At 62.9% G+C, this 16,878-nt stretch carries 16 protein-coding genes and 1 tRNA gene; 6 read left to right on the forward strand and 11 right to left on the reverse strand.

Annotated features, from left to right (window positions below):
• Positions 1-20: 20 nt before the first annotated feature.
• The 3 genes from PQ467_RS00860 to PQ467_RS00870 all read right to left on the reverse strand — a co-directional run bounded on the left by PQ467_RS00860 (position 21) and on the right by PQ467_RS00870 (position 1,062).
• Positions 21-105, reverse strand: a tRNA-Leu gene (locus PQ467_RS00860).
• 137 nt (positions 106-242) lie between these two features.
• Positions 243-521, reverse strand: coding sequence for an integration host factor subunit beta (locus tag PQ467_RS00865; RefSeq protein ID WP_168603153.1), 279 nt, complete (start codon positions 519-521; stop codon positions 243-245).
• A gap of 187 nt (positions 522-708) precedes the next feature.
• Complete coding sequence (locus tag PQ467_RS00870) at positions 709-1,062, reverse strand: GntR family transcriptional regulator (protein WP_274174695.1); 354 nt, start codon at positions 1,060-1,062, stop codon at positions 709-711.
• A gap of 105 nt (positions 1,063-1,167) precedes the next feature.
• Here PQ467_RS00870 and PQ467_RS00875 point away from each other — a divergent pair, with 105 nt between their 5' ends.
• A complete protein-coding gene (locus PQ467_RS00875) occupies positions 1,168-2,952 on the forward strand; it encodes a peptide MFS transporter (RefSeq protein ID WP_274174696.1) in 1,785 nt (594 codons plus the stop codon).
• Positions 2,953-2,967: 15 nt separating this feature from the next.
• Positions 2,968-3,654: an NnrU family protein gene (locus PQ467_RS00880; RefSeq protein WP_274174697.1), complete on the forward strand. Its 687-nt coding sequence runs from the start codon at positions 2,968-2,970 to the stop codon at positions 3,652-3,654.
• 250 nt (positions 3,655-3,904) lie between these two features.
• On the opposite strand, the gene PQ467_RS00885 is transcribed toward PQ467_RS00880, so the two are convergent.
• From PQ467_RS00885 to rpe, 6 genes are all read right to left on the reverse strand, one after another.
• Positions 3,905-4,387 carry a Fur family transcriptional regulator gene (locus PQ467_RS00885; protein WP_274174698.1) on the reverse strand — a complete coding sequence of 161 codons (483 nt, stop codon included), beginning with the start codon at positions 4,385-4,387 and terminating at the stop codon, positions 3,905-3,907.
• 19 nt (positions 4,388-4,406) lie between these two features.
• On the reverse strand, positions 4,407-5,084 hold the full coding sequence (gene msrA, locus PQ467_RS00890) for a peptide-methionine (S)-S-oxide reductase MsrA (RefSeq protein ID WP_274174699.1): 678 nt from the start codon (positions 5,082-5,084) through the stop codon (positions 4,407-4,409).
• 3 nt (positions 5,085-5,087) lie between these two features.
• Complete coding sequence (locus tag PQ467_RS00895; protein ID WP_274174700.1) at positions 5,088-5,246, reverse strand: hypothetical protein; 159 nt, start codon at positions 5,244-5,246, stop codon at positions 5,088-5,090.
• A gap of 207 nt (positions 5,247-5,453) precedes the next feature.
• Positions 5,454-7,028 carry a bifunctional phosphoribosylaminoimidazolecarboxamide formyltransferase/IMP cyclohydrolase gene (purH, locus tag PQ467_RS00900; protein ID WP_274174701.1) on the reverse strand — a complete coding sequence of 525 codons (1,575 nt, stop codon included), beginning with the start codon at positions 7,026-7,028 and terminating at the stop codon, positions 5,454-5,456.
• Positions 7,029-7,368: 340 nt separating this feature from the next.
• A complete protein-coding gene (locus PQ467_RS00905; RefSeq protein ID WP_274174702.1) occupies positions 7,369-9,243 on the reverse strand; it encodes a heparinase II/III family protein in 1,875 nt (624 codons plus the stop codon).
• 3 nt (positions 9,244-9,246) lie between these two features.
• On the reverse strand, positions 9,247-9,909 hold the full coding sequence (rpe, locus tag PQ467_RS00910) for a ribulose-phosphate 3-epimerase (RefSeq protein ID WP_274174703.1): 663 nt from the start codon (positions 9,907-9,909) through the stop codon (positions 9,247-9,249).
• A 440-nt stretch (positions 9,910-10,349) separates the two neighbouring features.
• Between rpe and PQ467_RS00915 the strand changes: the two genes are divergently transcribed.
• From PQ467_RS00915 to PQ467_RS00930, 4 genes are read left to right on the forward strand one after another with little or no spacing between them, the layout of a single operon-like run.
• A complete protein-coding gene (locus PQ467_RS00915) occupies positions 10,350-12,365 on the forward strand; it encodes a putative bifunctional diguanylate cyclase/phosphodiesterase (RefSeq protein WP_274174704.1) in 2,016 nt (671 codons plus the stop codon).
• Between the two features lie 30 nt (positions 12,366-12,395).
• Positions 12,396-14,189 (forward strand): TadE/TadG family type IV pilus assembly protein, encoded by a 1,794-nt coding sequence (locus PQ467_RS00920; protein ID WP_274174705.1) that lies wholly within the window; start codon positions 12,396-12,398, stop codon positions 14,187-14,189.
• Entirely contained in the window at positions 14,186-14,764 is a 579-nt protein-coding gene (locus PQ467_RS00925; protein ID WP_274174706.1) for a TadE/TadG family type IV pilus assembly protein, read from the forward strand. The genes PQ467_RS00920 and PQ467_RS00925 overlap by 4 nt, the downstream gene beginning before the upstream one ends.
• Positions 14,761-15,462: a TadE/TadG family type IV pilus assembly protein gene (locus tag PQ467_RS00930; RefSeq protein WP_274174707.1), complete on the forward strand. Its 702-nt coding sequence runs from the start codon at positions 14,761-14,763 to the stop codon at positions 15,460-15,462. The genes PQ467_RS00925 and PQ467_RS00930 overlap by 4 nt, the downstream gene beginning before the upstream one ends.
• 93 nt (positions 15,463-15,555) lie before the next feature.
• Here PQ467_RS00930 and PQ467_RS00935 read toward each other — a convergent pair whose 3' ends face one another.
• Together PQ467_RS00935 and PQ467_RS00940 are read right to left on the reverse strand one after the other, a co-directional pair.
• On the reverse strand, positions 15,556-15,969 hold the full coding sequence (locus PQ467_RS00935; protein ID WP_274174708.1) for a hypothetical protein: 414 nt from the start codon (positions 15,967-15,969) through the stop codon (positions 15,556-15,558).
• A gap of 91 nt (positions 15,970-16,060) precedes the next feature.
• Entirely contained in the window at positions 16,061-16,345 is a 285-nt protein-coding gene (locus PQ467_RS00940; RefSeq protein ID WP_274174709.1) for a hypothetical protein, read from the reverse strand.
• Positions 16,346-16,878 lie beyond the last annotated feature (533 nt).

Here is a 16,878-nt window from a genome sequence, read left to right on the forward strand (position 1 = left end):
CCCCCTTGGCGCATCTGCGCTGGTACGGACGGCGGGACTCGAACCCGCACGAGCAAAGCTCAAGGGATTTTAAGTCCCTGGCGTCTACCATTCCGCCACGTCCGCAAGGCAGGAGCATGGCTCTGGCAGATCGGCGCGCAAACGGCAAGAGGCCCCGATGCGCGCGCGCGCCATGAAAAAAACGCAGGCCGCCCCCCCACGGACAGCCTGCGCCTTTCACATCACGTTGCGTTTATGCGCGTTCAGACATTAAGCCTTGCGCGCATCTCCTTGCCCGGCTTGAAAAAGGGCACTTTCTTGCCCGGAACGTCAACCGCCTCGCCGGTGCGCGGATTGCGCCCCTTGCGGGGATCGCGTTCGCGCGTCGAAAATGCGCCAAAGCCGCGCAATTCCACCCGGCCGCCTTCGGCCAGTCGCTGGGCAATTTCATCGAAAAACACATCGACGATCTTTTCAACATCGTCGGTCCGTAATTCAGGATTAGCCTTTGCCAGTGCCTGCAACAGTTCAGATCTGATCATGAACAAACCCCCTCTGGGCCGCGGTCCCATTCCAATGGCCCGACCGTTCAAACAACCTCTCTCCGGCGCGAGTCTTATTGCTCGGCTCGGACAGGTTTATGTACAGAAGTTCAAGACTTTGTACAATAGCGACCCTAGGTGCATTACGGTGGGACGCCTTGGCCCCGCGATGGTTTGGCCCGCCGGTTCATTCCGAACGGGCGGCAACATCCAGCAAATCGTCAACGCGCAGCCCAAGGCGGGCGATGCGCGCCAGCACATCGGGCCATTCATTCTGCAAAAAGCGTTTCTTTTCAGCATCAAGCAGCCATGTCCGCGCGCCGGGCGCCACGATCATGCCCACCCCGCGCTGCACCTCGACCAGGCCATCGAGCTGAAATTGCTGATAGGCCTTGGCCACGGTCAACGGATTGGCGCCCTGTTCGGCGGCCAATGCACGCACCGAGGGGAGCATCGCACCTTCGGGATAGGTGCCGTCCATGATGGCCGCCGCGATCATATCGCGCAATTTCAGATAGACCGGGCGGGTACTGGCTGTCATGGCGCATCACTGCCATAATACAGCGCCTCACACAAGCGGCACCATCGCATAATGCCCCCAACTTGGCGCTTTCCTTTGCTTACTTCGATGTTAGTTTGCGCGCCCATGACGACACCTTCCGACGCGGCCCAAAGCGCCGCCACCGGCCCCACATGGATGGGCCATCCTCGCCCGCTGGCCCGCCTGTTCGCCATCGAGATGTGGGAGCGCTTTGGCTATTACGGCATGCGCGCGCTGCTCATGCTCTATCTGACCAAACACTTCCTGTTGGGCGACCGGGTCTCGGCGGGGATCTATGGCGGCTATACCGCGCTGGTCTATCTGACGCCGCTGATCGGGGGGCTGCTGGCGGATCAGTATCTGGGGTCGAAACGGGCGGTCAAATTCGGCGCGCTGATTATGGCGGCGGGCTATTTCGCGCTGGCGCTGGGGGGCTCTCCGGCGCGGCCATGGGCCGACTATGACGGCGCGCGCCATGAAATCGTGGTCGAGCATTACCGCGACGGCCCCACCAGCGCGGCCAATGAAACCCGCGCGGTGATCGACCATGGCCGCCCCCTGCTCATCAAGGGGCAGGAGGATGGCAGCATCGACCTGATCGCGCCCGATGGATCGGTGGCGCGCCATCTGGCACCCGGTGTACTGAAGGAGGGCGCGGACCGGGATGAGCTGCGTCTGGCGATCACGCTGATGGCGCTCTCGGCGGTGGCGGTGGGCAATGGCTTTTTCAAGCCCAATATCGCCACCATCGTCGGCCTGCTCTATGCCGATGGCGACCAGCGGCGCGATGCCGGTTTCAGCATCTTTTACATGGGCATCAACCTTGGCTCATGGCTGGGGCAGATGGCCTGCCCGATTCTGGCCGACCATTTCGGCTGGGGGACGGGGCTGGCCTCGGCGGGGGCGGTGATGCTGATCGCATGGGCGATGATGCATTACAGCCAGCGCAGCCTTGGCGGATTGGGCGAACCGCCGGTGGTGGCGGGCCGCGATCCGGCGCTGTGGATCTATCCGGCGGCAATATTGGCGATTCCGGCCTGCTATTTCCTCTTCACCAACCTGATGCATGCCCCTGCCCCGACGGCGGGTGCAGGCTTCATCGGCTATCTGATGGGCCTGCCGGTGATGGGCAAGCTGCTCTGCGCCACTTTCGGCATCAGCCTGCCCGCCATCCTCATCTGGTCATGGCGCGCGGGCAGCCGGGCCGAGTTCGAGATGATGCTGGCCGCGATCATCCTGATGGTGTTCAACACCGTGTTCTGGAGCCTGTTTGAACAGGCCGGATCGTCGCTGACACTCTTTGCCGACCGCAATGTCGACCGCTCGGTGTTCGGATGGTTCGAAATGTCGGCGCCCGGCACCCAGCAGTTCAACGCCATCGGCATCATCACGCTGGCCCCGGTGATGGGGGCGCTGTGGTCGGTGCTGGCCCGGCGCGGGTGGGAGCCTTCGATTCCCGTCAAGTTCAGCATGGGGCTGATCGGGGTGGGTGCGGGCTTCCTGTTCCTCGTGCTGGGCACGCATTTTGCCGGGGCCGATTACCGGGTAGGGCTGGGCTGGCTGGCGGGGCTGTATCTGATCCATTCGGTGGCCGAATTGTGCATTTCGCCGGTCGGCATGTCGATGATCACCAAACTGTCCATCGCGCGCGTGGTGGGGCTGATGATGGGGGCGTGGTATCTCTCGCTGGCCATGGGGCAATATGGCGCGGGATTGCTGGCGCAAATGGCGACGGTGGAAACCGTAGGGGGCCAGGTCACCAATCTGAAGCTCAGCCTCGATACCTATGTCGGCGTGTTTACCCAGATTGGGATGGTGACCATCGGCGTGGGGCTGGTGCTGCTGGCGCTGTCGGGGGCGATCCGAAAGCTGATGCATGGGGTGAGTTAACACAGGGGGACCAAGATGGATCAGGCGTTTTCATGGCTGTTGACCGGGGCGCTGGCCTTTGTCGGATCGCATCTGCTGATGTCGCATCCATGGCGCGCGGGGCTTTTGGCGCGGCTGGGCGAGAAAGGCTTCATGGGGCTCTATTCGCTCGTCTCCTTTGCCACGCTGGGCTGGACCATCGCCGCGTTTCGCAGCGTCGGGCCGGGCGGCGCGCCGCTCTGGGACGGCACGGGCGAGGCGCTGTGGATCATCGCCAGCCTGCTCTCGCTGGTCGGCATCACGCTTCTGCTGGGGTCTTTGCACGGCAATCCCGCCATGCCCCAGGTGCCGGGCGACAGAATCGCCGCCGCGCGGGCCAAGAGCGTGTTCGCCGTCACCCGCCACCCGATGATGTGGGGCATCGCGCTCTGGGCGCTGGCGCATGTGTTGGTGGCCCCCACGCCCCGCGTCATCGTGCTGATGGCGGCCATGGCCGCGCTGGCGCTGATCGGCGCGCGGCTGCAGGATGGGAAAAAGGCCCTGCTGCTGGGCGCGGCATGGGAAAGCTGGAGCGCCCAGACAAGCTATTGGCCGCGTTTGGCCGGGTTGGGCCGGATTTCGCCTCTGCTCTGGGGGATCGGGATCGTCGTGTGGCTGGGGGCCACGTTCGGGCATGTTCATGCCAATCACGTGTTGGCCGGGGTTTGGCGGTGGGTTTTGTAGAGGGGGCCTCCGGCGGGCAAAGGGCGGGGGCCCTTTGCAATCCCGTTAATGGGTTGCGCTTGGTTGGCGAAGGTGTGCTTGGACCAATGGTATTAAAGCCTGCGGCGCGGAGATGTTGCGCTGATTGGCGCCGCAGGCATTAAAATTCAACCACCGCGTCCCACACCTTACGCCGAACCCAAAGCGCTACCCTAAAATGGGATTGCAAAGGGCCCCCGCCCTTTGCCCGCCGGAGGCCCCCTAAAACCCTTCAGGAACAATCCCCACACATCCCGCGCAACTCCACCACCGGCCGTACATCGGCAAACCCGGCCTCGCGCGCCGCCTGAACCAGCGCGCCGGTCAGGCGGTCATCGTCGATATGCACGGCCTTTCCGCATCCGTCGCAGATGAGGAAGATGCAGTCGTGGCGGCATCCGGGGTGGGGGTTGGCGATATAGGCGTTGGCGCTTTCGACCCGGCGCGCGAGGTTCGTCCGCACGAAAAGGTCGAGGATGCGATAGACGCTGTTGGCGGCCACGCGCTTGTCGCGGGCCTTGGAAACGGCCTCGGCAATGTCATAGGCGCTGGCGGGTTTGGCGCGTCCGGCAAGGGCGTCGAACACATCGCCGCGCATTTCGGTCCATTGCTCGCCTGCGGTTTCCAGCGCATTGCGGGCGGCGATGACAAGGCCCTCGCCGCTGTATTCGCGGTGGCGGGGGTGTTCGTGAACATGATCATGCGTAGCGCTCATAGCGCATCTATAGCCCAAATCAGTTGCGGGTGAAATCAGCCTTGTACTCGGCGGGAAACATCTGTTTGAACGCGGCGACCTTGGGCACATCCCAATAGGCGATGTAGGGGTGCGTGGGGTTGAGCGCCGCGAAATCCTGATGGTATTTTTCGGCCGGATAGAATTGGCGCAGCGGCTCGATCTTGGTGGCGATGCGCCCGCGCCACAGGCCCGACGCGGCGATCTGGGCCAGATAGGCACGGGCAACCTTGTCCTGCTCCGGCCCGATGGGGATCAGCGCGCTGCGATATTGCGGGCCGATGTCGGGGCCCTGGCCATTGGCCTGCGTGGGGTCGATAATGACCGAGAAGAAGATGCGCAGCAGTTCGTCATAGCGCACCTGCGCGGGGTCATAGGTGACGCGCACCGCCTCGGCATGGCCGGTGTTGCCTTGGCCCACATCATCATAATGCGCCGTATTGGCCGCCCCGCCGTGATAGCCCGAAACGGCGCTGGTCACACCCTTCACATGGCTGAACACCGCCTCGACGCCCCAAAAGCAGCCGCCCGCAAACACCGCCTGTTTCAGGCCGGGCGCTTCCTGCGCCGGAGCGGAGGCCGCCGGAGCCGCTATCGTGTGGGTGTTGGCCGCATCAGCGCTCTGGCACGCGGCCAGCGCCATGGCGATGGGCAGGGCAAAGAGAAAGCCCCGCGCCATGGCTTATTGGCCCGCCGGAGGCTGGGCCGGAGCGGCGATCGCCTGGCCCACCAGCCCGGTCAGCCCGCCCGATTCGGCGGACATGGCAGCAACAATCAGCGCGCCCCCCAGCGCAAAGCCAATAGCAAAGGAGCGAAACAAATCGCGGTTCAAGAGGCGCATCAGAGTAGTCCGGGAAATTGACTGTTGGGCAGCCAAATGGGGATGATTCCGGCAATGTCTAGCCCAACCCGGCTGAACACAGCGCAACGGCGCGATAAAATGAGGGCCGTATACGACGAAATGCTGCAACGCGATGGGGCGTTGCAGCATTACATCAGGTTAGGCTTTTATCGTCTCGATCAATGGCGGCCGATCGGCGGCCGCCGATCAATGACGAAAATGCCGCATGCCGGTGAAGACCATGGCAAGACCCGCTTCATCGGCGGCCTTGATGACTTCATCGTCGCGCATCGACCCGCCCGGCTGGATCACCATGGTCGCGCCCGCCTCAACCGCGGCCAGCAGGCCGTCGGCAAACGGGAAGAACGCATCCGAGGCCACTGCGCTGCCCTTGGTGCGCGTTTCGGCGAAACCGTGGGTTTCGGCGGCCTCGGCGGCCTTGGCGGCGGCGATGCGGCTGGAATCGCGGCGATTCATCTGGCCCGCGCCGATCCCGGCGGTCACACCTTCCTTGGCATAGACGATGGCGTTCGACTTGACATGCTTGGCCACGGTCCAGGCGAACAACGCGTCCTGCAATTCCTGTTCGCTGGGCTGGCGCTGGGTCACGACCTTGAGATCGTCAAGGCTGATCGCGCCATTGTCGCGGTTCTGGACCAGCAATCCGCCCGCGATCGGCTTGGCGATCAGGCCTCCGCGCTTCGCATCGGGAATTTCACCGATCAGCAGCAGGCGCAGGTTCTTCTTCTTGGCAAACACCGCCTTGGCATCGTCATTGGCGTCGGGCGCCACGACCACTTCGGTGAAGATGCCGCTGATCGCCTCGGCGGTCGGGCCGTCCAGAGGGCGGTTGACGGCGATGATGCCGCCGAACGCGCTGACCGAGTCGCATTTGAACGCCGCCTCATAGGCCTCGACCAGCGTGGAGGCCGTGGCGACGCCGCAGGGGTTGGCGTGCTTGACGATCACCACGGTCGGCTCGGCATCCTTGAATTCGGCCAGCAGTTCGAGCGCGGCATCGGCGTCGTTATAATTGTTATACGACAACTCCTTGCCCTGCACCTGCACGGCCTGGGCCAGACCCTTTTCCTTGGCGCCATGGGGCACGTAGAGGGCGGCGGCCTGATGCGGATTTTCGCCATAGCGCAGTTCGGCCACGCGCGCGCCGGTGATGGCGATGGTCTCGGGGAAGGTCTCGCCCTGATCGACCGTGGCGAACCACTGGCTGATCGCGCCATCATAGGCGGCGGTCAGGGCATAAGCCTTGGCGGCAAACTTGCGGCGCTGGGCCAGCGTGGTTTCGCCATTGGCCACGATGGCATAATCGGCCGGATCGGTGACGATGGCGACGAAATCGTGGTTCTTGGCCGCGCTGCGCACCATCGAGGGGCCGCCGATGTCGATGTTCTCGATAATCTCCTCGCGCGTGCCGCCCTTGGCCACCGTCTGAACGAAGGGATAGAGGTTGACCACCACCAGATCGATCGCACCAATCGCATGCTCGTTCATGCTGGCCACATGCTCGGCATTGTCGCGCACGGCCAGCAGGCCGCCGTGAACCTTGGGGTGCAGCGTCTTGACCCGGCCATCCATCATTTCGGGGAAACCGGTCAGTTCCGAAATGTCCTTCACATCCAGCCCGGCATCGCGCAGCGCCTTGGCCGTGCCGCCGGTGGAAACCAGTTCAACACCCTTGGCCGCCAAAGCCTTGCCCAGATCAACAAGGCCCGTCTTGTCCGAAACAGAGAGCAAGGCCCGGCGAATGGTGACAGTGTCAGTCATGGGTGGTGTGTCCTGTGAAGCTGCGTGTTTGGCGCGGCCCTTAAGGATTTTGGCGGTTTTGGGAAGGGTGAAGGGGGATTTTTTGATAAGAAAGGAAGGAGTGAATGCGAGGGTCATAACCCTCGCGCTCCCGTTACTGTCTTCGTTGCGCCATGGAGTTCGCCCGTAGGTATCGGACGCAGCATCAGAATTTTGAAAGCCTGCGGCGCCAACAAGCACCAAAGCGCCGCAGGCATTAATTTAAACCGCTTCGCGGATCACCCCGCCCCTGCAAACCTGACGCCACCCCATTAATGGGATTGCAAAGGGCCCCCGCCCTTTGCCCGCCGGAGGCAAAACCCTACCCCATCTTCTTCAAAATCCAAGAAAAGCTCCCGCCCCCCCGCGACACCATGCCCTGGATCACCAGTTGCTGCACCGGCACGGGCCGCCCCTGCCCATCGGCCCAGATCGATTCCTCAATGGCGATTTCGCCCCCGCCGCTGCGGAATTGCCAATAGGAACCGTCAGGCAGCGCCATACCCACGCCCTGTTTATCGTCCGACAACCCGACCTCGACGCCGGGGCCGAGGTGAAAGCGCAGCGCATAGGAGACCATGCCGCGCTTGCCCTTGCGCCCGGTGGGAACGAGGAGATCTTCGCCGCGCAATTCGGTGCCGTCGTCGCGCAGGATCAGGATGCGGCGATGCGTCAGGCCATAGCGCCCGGCATAGCCGTCGTGGCTGGCCTCAAGGCGGGTGGCGCCCCATGTGCGTCCGGATGTGCCGTTGCGCTCGCCCTCGATGCTGCGGCGGTCGACCTCGACCTCGGCCACGCCAGAGCCGAGCCCGCCGTTGATCAGCACCGCGGTCGAATTGGCATCGTCCAGAACCAGCGTCGAATGGGCCGCCGTCGCGCGCAGCCCCTGTTCCAGCCGCACCGGCATCAGCCCGCCCGCCGCCGCCCCGCCGCCGCAATTGACGATCACGCGCTGTCCGGCATGGCTCAATTCAAACGCCAGCGTCGAGGCGCAGCCATTGCGCGCGTGGCGCGTCAGCGGCGGCGGCGCAGCGTCGAACTGCATCACGCTCTTGCCCGCCACCACGCGCTGATAGCCCCATTGGCGCACCTCGCGCAGGGGCCGCGTGCGCACCCCCGTCGCCGCGATCAGCGCCGAAACCTCCGAGGCCGACACCGCCCATCCGCCCTGCCAACTGCCCAGCGCGCCATCGCCATGGGTCAGCGCCAGCAAAGGCGGCACCATCAGCGAGAGGATCGATTCGAGCGCGGCGGGCGGCTCGCGCCGCGTCGCGCGATAGCAGGCGATCAATTGCACCAGCAGCGCAATCGCCTCCATTTGGCCCAGCGGGCTGCGCGCCATACAGCCGCCGTCATCGCCCAGCAATTCGCCCAGCGTTGCGATCAGCCCCGCCTCGCCATAGAGCCTGCGCGGGCGGCCATCGGGCAGCAGCAGCCCCGCCGCGACAATCGCGCACCAGCCCGCCACCTGCGCCAGCGTATCCTCCCCCTTGGCCACATGGCGGTCGAGCCAGCGGGCATGATCGGCCATCGCCCCCAGCGTCTGCACCCGCAGCGTCTTGTCCCCGCCCGAGAGCAGCAGCGGCGCATGGACCAGCCAGCCCAGCAGCCGCGCCCCCGTATAGGCCACCGTCCAGGCAGACCCCTTGCCGGGGCGCGAGGGCGGTTTGGGGTTGGCCATCAGCCATGCGGCCAGGATCCGTTCGGCCACCGGCGAGACCTGTTCGCGCGGGCCCGCCGCCTCCAGATCGGCCATCCAGTGAAAGCCATGGACCAGCCGTTCGAGCGGCGGCGCCAGGCGCCCCGCCCCGGCCATATCAAGCTGGGCGATCGGCTGTTTCAGCCCATGGACCAGAAAATGGCCCGAGCGCAGCGCCGCGCCCGCCACCTTGTCGCCCGCCAGCGGATTCGTTACCGTGGCCAGCAATTTGGGCCGCGCGGGCTTGCGGAAAGGGGCGGTCAGCACCGGCCCCGGAATGCCGATGCGATAGGCCAGCCGGATCAGCCTTTCACCCGCCCCCAGCGAGGGCGGCGTGAAATCGGCCAGCGCCAGCGCGCGGCCCGGTTCGACCACCTGCGCTGACGCTTCGTTGGTTTCGACGCTTTCGCCTTCTTCCAGCGTCGGTAATGGGATAGCCTGCCCCTTGCCCTTCCCCGCCTTGCGGGGCTTGCCTTGTGCAGACATATCCAGGTTCATGGTTCAGCCCAATCCTTTGAGCGCCGCGATATTCGCGGCATAGTGATCCGGCCCGCCCCGGAATGTGGCCGTGCCCGCCACCAGCGCATTGGCACCGGCCGAAACCGCCAGCGGCGCGGTGGCGGTATCAATGCCGCCATCCACCTCCAGATGGATCTCGCGCCCGGTCTTGTCGATCATCTTGCGGATCGCCTCGATCTTGCGCAACTGGCTGGAAATGAACTTCTGCCCGCCAAAGCCGGGATTGACGCTCATCACCAGCACCAGATCGATGTCGTCGATCAGATAGTCGAGCATCTTGGCGGGCGTGGCCGGGTTCAAGGAGACACCCGCCTTGCACCCTGCGGCATGGATCGCCTGCACCGTGCGGTGGCTGTGGGGCCCGGCCTCGGGGTGAAACGTGATGATGTCGGCGCCGGCATCGGCAAAGGCCTGAATATAGGGATCGACCGGCTGGATCATCAGATGGACGTCGAAGATCTTCTGCGTATGGGGGCGCAGCGCCTTGACCACCATCGGGCCGATGGTGATGTTGGGCACGAAATGGCCGTCCATGACGTCAACGTGGATCCAGTCGGCGCCGGCCGCGTCAATGGCGCGCACTTCCTCGCCCAGCCGGGAAAAATCGGCGGAAAGGATCGAAGGGGCAATCAGAGGCAAGCTCATCACACCATTTCCACACAGGTTGATCCGGCGATAAACGCCATGATTCGCGCAGTCACAAGCACGTACTTCTCCATTTTCCACACACTTATCGCCACGGGGCGGCTTGGTGCAGGCAAAAGCTGCGGATTTATGCGCCTTTGCGGCGCGTCAAGCCCCCGTTATTCCCGGCAAAGCGTCATAAACCAGAGGTGATTGCAGTTTTCTGGGGAAAAACCGCCAGGCGGCCCCGGAAAATGCGAACGCAGCCCCTGCTCCTGCCCGTGGCGGCGCCCATCGCCCCATGGTGAATAATTCGTTAGCCAAATTTAAGGCTAATGACCTGTTACCGCCCATAAGCTTCGGCAAGAGCATGCGGCCTATCATGCGCGCCGGATGGATGCCCGACAGATCGGCCGGTTTGGCCCAAAAACGCTGGCGGCGCGCATGGGTGGATAGGATCGATGGACAGCAAGGAATCGCCGCAAGAAGCCCAGCGCAGGGGTCTGCTGCGCCCGATCAACGGATTGGTGTTCGGGGCGATCCTCATGCTGGTGGGCGCCACCACTGTCACGCTGATGCGGATGGGCAAAAGCGCCAACGATTATGAATATGGCATCATCAGCCGCAGTTGGCAGCACAACACCCGGCAATTGCAGGCCATCGGCCAAACGCTGGTCCATCAGGACGCGGCGGCGGCCCATCTGGCGGCGGGCGACCGGCGCTGGATCGATCAGGCGATCCTGGCGCCGATGCGCGCATTGTCGGGTTCGGGCCGCATCGTGCTGGAACCGGCCCGGTCGATGGACAAAGGCGTGGCGCTGCGGCTGGTGGGCGGCGCGGGGGTCCTCTCGCTGCCCGTCACCGCGCAGACGCCGGAGGGAGCGCCCGCCCCCTATGTCCTGCGTCTGGCGGCGGATCAGGGTATGGTCTCGACCTTTGGCAGCCAGCATGGACAGGTGCATCTCCTGCTGCCCAAGGGCAGCGCGCCTTTAAGCGGCTATCACCTGCTGCCCCTGACCAGCCCGGAAGGGCAATTGGTGGCGACACTGGCATGGCCCGCGATCAATCCGTTCAAGGGTTCGGAAACCGAAATTCCCCAGATGCTGGCGGCGATTGCGGCGGCCTTCCTGCTGCTGGTGTGGCTCTTCATGCGGCGCAGCAACACCATCGCCAGCGACCTCATTGCCAGCGAGGCCCGCGCGCGCCATCTGGCCTTTCACGACACGCTGACCGGATTGCCCAACCGGGCGATGATGTTTGACCGGCTGGGCCAGATATTGGCCCTCTCGCGCCGCTATGACGGGGAGATGGCGGTCCATTGCCTCGACCTCGACCGGTTCAAGGAGGTCAATGACACGCTGGGCCACCATGCGGGCGACGAGTTGATCCAGCAGGTCGCGCGGCGGCTGAGCGAATTGTGCCGCGATTCCGATACGGTGGCGCGGCTGGGCGGCGATGAATTCGTGATACTCCAGCCCGAAGCCGATGGCGCTGGCGCCTCGCATCTGGCCGCGCGCGTGCTCAAACTGTTTGAAACGCCCTTTGAATTGGAGGCGGGCGTGGTCGAGGTCGGGGTGTCCATCGGCGTCACGCTGGTGTCCAACCCGGAAATCGAACCGGCAGAAGCCCTGCGTCAGGCCGATCTGGCGCTCTATGGGTCCAAGGAAAACGGGCGCAACCGCGTGACCTTTTTCGAGCCCGACATGGATGCCGCGCTGCGCATGCGGCGCAGTCTGGAAACCGATCTGCGCAAGGCGCTGGCCGAGGGCAATCTGACCATGGTCTATCAGCCCCAGATCGACGGGCGCGGGACCATCGACGCGATGGAGGCGCTGGTGCGCTGGAACCATCCCGAACGCGGCAGCATCCCCCCCTCGATCTTTGTGCCCCTGTGCGAGGAAAGCGGGCTGATCCTCGACCTTGGCGAATTCGTGTTCCGCCGGGTGTTTGAGGAAACCGCCGGGTGGAACGACATAAGGGTGGCGATCAATGTCTCGGCGCTGCAATTGCGCTCACCCATGTTCATGGCCACGCTCACGCGGCTGGTGGCCGAATTTCGGGTCAATCCCGAACGCTATGAAATCGAGATCACCGAAACCGCCCTGCTGGGCGATGACGGCATCACGCGCGACAATATCACCATGCTGAAACAGGAAGGTTTTTCCATCGCGCTCGACGATTTCGGCACCGGCTATTCCAGCCTCAATTCGCTCAAGCGCTTTTCGGTCGACAAGATCAAGATCGACCGCAGCTTTGTCCATAATCTGGAGGCCAATGACGAGGCCGAAGGGCTGGTCGATGCTATCGTGAAACTGGGCCGCGCGCTCAAGCTGGACGTTGTGGCCGAGGGCGTGGAAACCGAGCATCAGCGCGACCGTCTGGCCGCCTGCGGATGCAATACATTTCAGGGCTTTCTGGTGTCGCGCCCGGTTCCCGCGTCCGAACTGCAAGGGCTGTTTTCCGGCCATAATCCGTAAGAATCCGGAAGGGCGCTTGGTCAAAGGCCAATGATTGATCGGCATAATGGCGCGGTGCAACACCCGGCCCGCCCTTTCCTTTCGCGCCTGATCGCCAACCGGCGGGGCAATGCGCTGCCGATGCTGGCGCTGATCCTGTCGCTGCTGATGGCCTTTGTCGGCTGCGCGGTGGACGGGGCGCGGATGTATATGGTCAATGCCCGGCTGCAGCAGGCCTGCGATGCCGGTGTGCTGGCCGGGCGCAAGGCGATGACCGACACCAGCACCGGCAACACCACGCTGGATGCCACGGCCAAGGCGGCGGCGAATGCCTTTTTCGCCAACAATATCCGCACCGGCTGGTATGGCATCACGGCGCTCGGCTTTACCCCCGCCAAGACCGCCGACGCCCAGGTCAGCGCCACCGCCAGCGCGACCATGCCCATGACGCTGATGCGCGCCTTTGGCTATAATTCGATCACGCTCAACGCCGTGTGCCAGGCCACCTATCAGATCAGCGACACCGATGTGATCTTCGTGCTGGACACCACCGGCTCGATGGCCTGCCTGCCCTCGGACGACACCACCGCCTGCAACAATTACGTTAACTCTGTGACCGCCACGGCCTATACCCGCCCGGCGGACGGCACCGCCAGCGGCAACACCAGCACGGCCGGATATCCCGGATCAACCGCCTATTATGTGCCGGAAAAATCGGGATCGCGGATCGCCGCGCTGCGCGCCGCAGTGCTTTCCTTCTATGATACGATGGCCGCCTCGATCGATGTGAACACGCGCGTGCGCTATGGCTTTGTCACCTATACCTCCACGGTCAATTCGGGCCGCGCGATCATGGATATCAATCCGGCCTATATGGTGGGCGGACTGGGCAGCCTGAACCTGAGCTGGAATTATCAGACCCGCGTGCTGAACGGCACGGGCTTCTCTTTCTCCTGCTTCTGCATCCTGCCCAACTGGCAGTACAAACAAAGCCCGCAACTGCTCACCACCTATGTCACCGGCGCGCCGACGGTGGACCCGACCAAATTCGTGAACACCACCGACACGTGGGAGGGCTGTATCGAGGAAGCCTATACCACGCCGGGCATCACCAGCTTTTCCACCTCCGGCCTGCCCAATGACCTCAACCCCGATCTGAAACCGGGCAGCGACATCCGCACGCAATGGAAACCGATGTGGACCGCCGTCACCTATGCCCGCAACAATTACACCAGCACCGCCAATGCGACGTCCAGCGGCGACACCGGCAGCAGCCCCAACCTTGATCAGGCCGCCTATTATCAGGCCGGCTATATCAGCTGCGGCAAGCCGGTCTCGCGTCTGGCCACGATGACCCGCACGCAGGTGTCCAATTACGTCAACGCCGGCGATTTTCGCGCCATGGGCGGCACGTATCACGATATCGGCATGATCTGGGGCACGCGGCTGATCTCGCCCGACGGCATCTTTGCCGCCGACACCGCCGCCTCGACCGGACGCGATGCGCCCAAGCGGATCATCGTGTTCCTGACCGACGGCGATATGTCGCCCAGCCAGTATATCTATGGTTCCTATGGCATCGAATATTACGACCAGCGCGTGTCGGGCGGCGATCTGGGCAATCTGAAAAATTATCACAATGCCCGCTTCCTCGCCTCCTGCGCGGCGGCCAAGGCCAAGAACATCAGCGTATGGACCGTGGCGCTGGGCATGAGCAGCACGACCGAACTGACCCAATGCGCGACGACGCCATCGCAGGCGCTCTCCACCACATCGGGATCGGGCCTCTCGACACAATTTGCCACGATCGCCAGCAAGATCGCCAAGCTGCGGATTTCGAAATGAGGCGGCTTTGGCGTGATACGGGCGGGGCGGCGCTGGTGGAATTTGCGCTGGTGCTGCCGGTGATGCTGCTGATGGGCATGGGCCTGTGCGAAATGGCGTATCAGGCCTATATGCAGGCGGTGCTGACGGGCGCGGTGCAAAAGGCAGGGCGCGACAGCACCGTGGAAGGCGCCAACACCGCCACCATCGACAGCGGCGTGCTGCAGGCTGTCAAAAACATCAACGGCAAGGCCGCCTTCGTGGCGGGCTATCCCACGCGCAAGTCCTATGCCTCCTTCGGCTATATCTCGCCCGAGAGCTTTGTGGACAGCAACGGCAATGGTGTGCGCGATCCCGGCGAATGCTTTACCGACGTAAACGGCAACGGCATCTGGGATGCCGATCCGGGCGTGTCGGGCAATGGCGGCGCGGGCGACACCGTGCTTTACACCGCCTCGATCACCTATACGCGCCTGTTTCCGCTGGGGATCTGGATGGGCTGGGGCAAAACCGCGACGCTTTCGGCCAACACGATCCTGAAAAACCAGCCGTGGGCGGCACAGACCACCGCTGCTGCGGCCACGGTATGCACATGAGGCCGCTGCTGCGCCGCATTGCCCGCGATTCGTCGGGGGCCTCGCTGATCGAATTCGCATTGGCGCTGCCCATTGTGTTCTACATGGGCGGGGCGGGCATCGAATACACCAATATGGCCCGCGTCCATCTCCAGATCAGCCAGATCGCGCTCGATCTGGCCGACAATGCCAGCCGGGTTGGCCTTTCCAGCAATCTGGCCGCGACCCAGATCCGCGAGACGGACATGAACGACGTGCTGGCGGGCGCGCGGCTGCAAGGCAACGGGCTGGGCCTGACCACCAATGGGCGCATCACCATTTCCAGCCTGGAGATGGTGATGCAATCCTATGACACCGTGCCGGTCCAGCGCATCCACTGGCAACGCTGCGTCGGGCTGAAAAGCGGCACGGGCTTTGCCTCATCCTATGGCACGACATCGACCACGGCGGGCACGGACGCCACGCTGGCCAATGCGGGCACCACCATGAGCACCGGCATGGGCGACACCGGCTACAAGGTCAGCGCCCCCACAGGCGCCGGGGTGATGTTTGTCGAGGTCAATTACACCTATCAGCCCTTCTTCGGCACGATGTTCGTGACCAACAAGGTCATGCATTACACGGCAAGCTTTGTGGTGCGCGACCTGCGCGATTATGCGCAGATCTATAATCCCAGCCCGGCGGCAACGCGCATGACCTGTGACAGGTTCACAAGCTGAACCGCGCGAATAGCCTCAACGGTCAGCGAAGCGGCCGGGATTGGTGGATAGCTGCCGTTCGCCTCCCCAGTGCACTACATGAGCCTTTGGAAATTAAGGTTTGCGCGAAAAGGTGTATTTCACATCGGGACTGTAGCTCAACAAGCTTACCATTGTTGGGTGATTTTCGTCATTAAAGCGGAGATAGAGTGGGTACTGCTGACTGTTTGAAACAATTTTGCATCTGCCATCATTATTAGACACGCCCACGAAATATTTAGTGATGGCGAAAAGTCCGCCTTTATCTGTTTCTAGAGAAAATTCTGCGTGGGAAGAACCCCAAATAATCATTCCGTCTTTCATGGTCAGCAAGCCGCAGTGATCGTTAGCATAAACTCCATTTACACGTGCGAGTGGAACTGGCGGTTTCGGAAAGAGAAATGAAGACACAAACGCAAACGCAGATGCAACTAACACTCCAAAAACAATGGAAACTCTAGCCGCCTTGACAAGGGAACTATCGGTCATGCTCATTGAGATATAGTGTCACGTAATGCGACGGGGTCAATGTCCACAACTGGGCGCGAGCCGCCCGTCTCGTTATGGTGGGAAGCGGAGGTTACGATTTAAAGATAATCATCACTGCCAGACCTATCATCAGCATGCTGATCAGGAGAGAATACATGTCGCCGCGCGTCGCGCCGCCCTTCAGCCGAAACCGATAAAGCGTTCCGCCGACGAGCCAGACAATCATGATAAGTGCAAGCCAAAGCATATAGTAAAGGCTGCCAGCTTTGAACAGGTCGAACACAAATGTGCCGCCCAGCCAAAGTCCTTGCAGAACGAGCGCCGCCAATGTCAGACGAAACCAGATTTCCCTGCTGCTGAGATTTTGATCATTCATCTTTGATGCGCCTTTTGACCAACATCATGCCATTAAAAGCAGTCACCAACAAAGCCGACCACGAGCATGCAGGGTCCTAAGTGTTCCCGTGTCAGGAAAGGCCGCTTTTGGGCGTAATCGGTCATCCGAATTTCGCCAGAGCGCTGGTTAGGGAGCAACATACTGGCAGACCGATTTGGTGCACTGATTTGCCGGGAGCCTTTGCTTGGCCCCGCCACAGCCCCATGAACGGCCGGATGGCGCGCGGCAAGCTGCCCCCAGCGCCACCCCACCATCCGGCCATTCGGGAACGCAATAAGCCCCGCCGTAAGGCATGAACAGATCGCGTGCCCCCTGTTGCTGGTCACGACTTGCCCCCCAAGTCGCCAACAACATCTCGAACAATTCCGCCTATACGTGTCAACGCTTGCAGACCCCGCGCCGAAAGGCAACAGGATCATAAGGTTCAGGCAAAATATCCTTGTCCGGCCCGCCGCCAGCCATTCGTCATTTGACGTAGGATGGTGCGGAGCGATTGCGCGTTACACCATGGC

Origin of the sequence: Novosphingobium sp. KACC 22771 (assembly GCF_028736195.1) — a bacterium.
Classification (GTDB): Bacteria; Pseudomonadota; Alphaproteobacteria; order Sphingomonadales; family Sphingomonadaceae; genus Novosphingobium.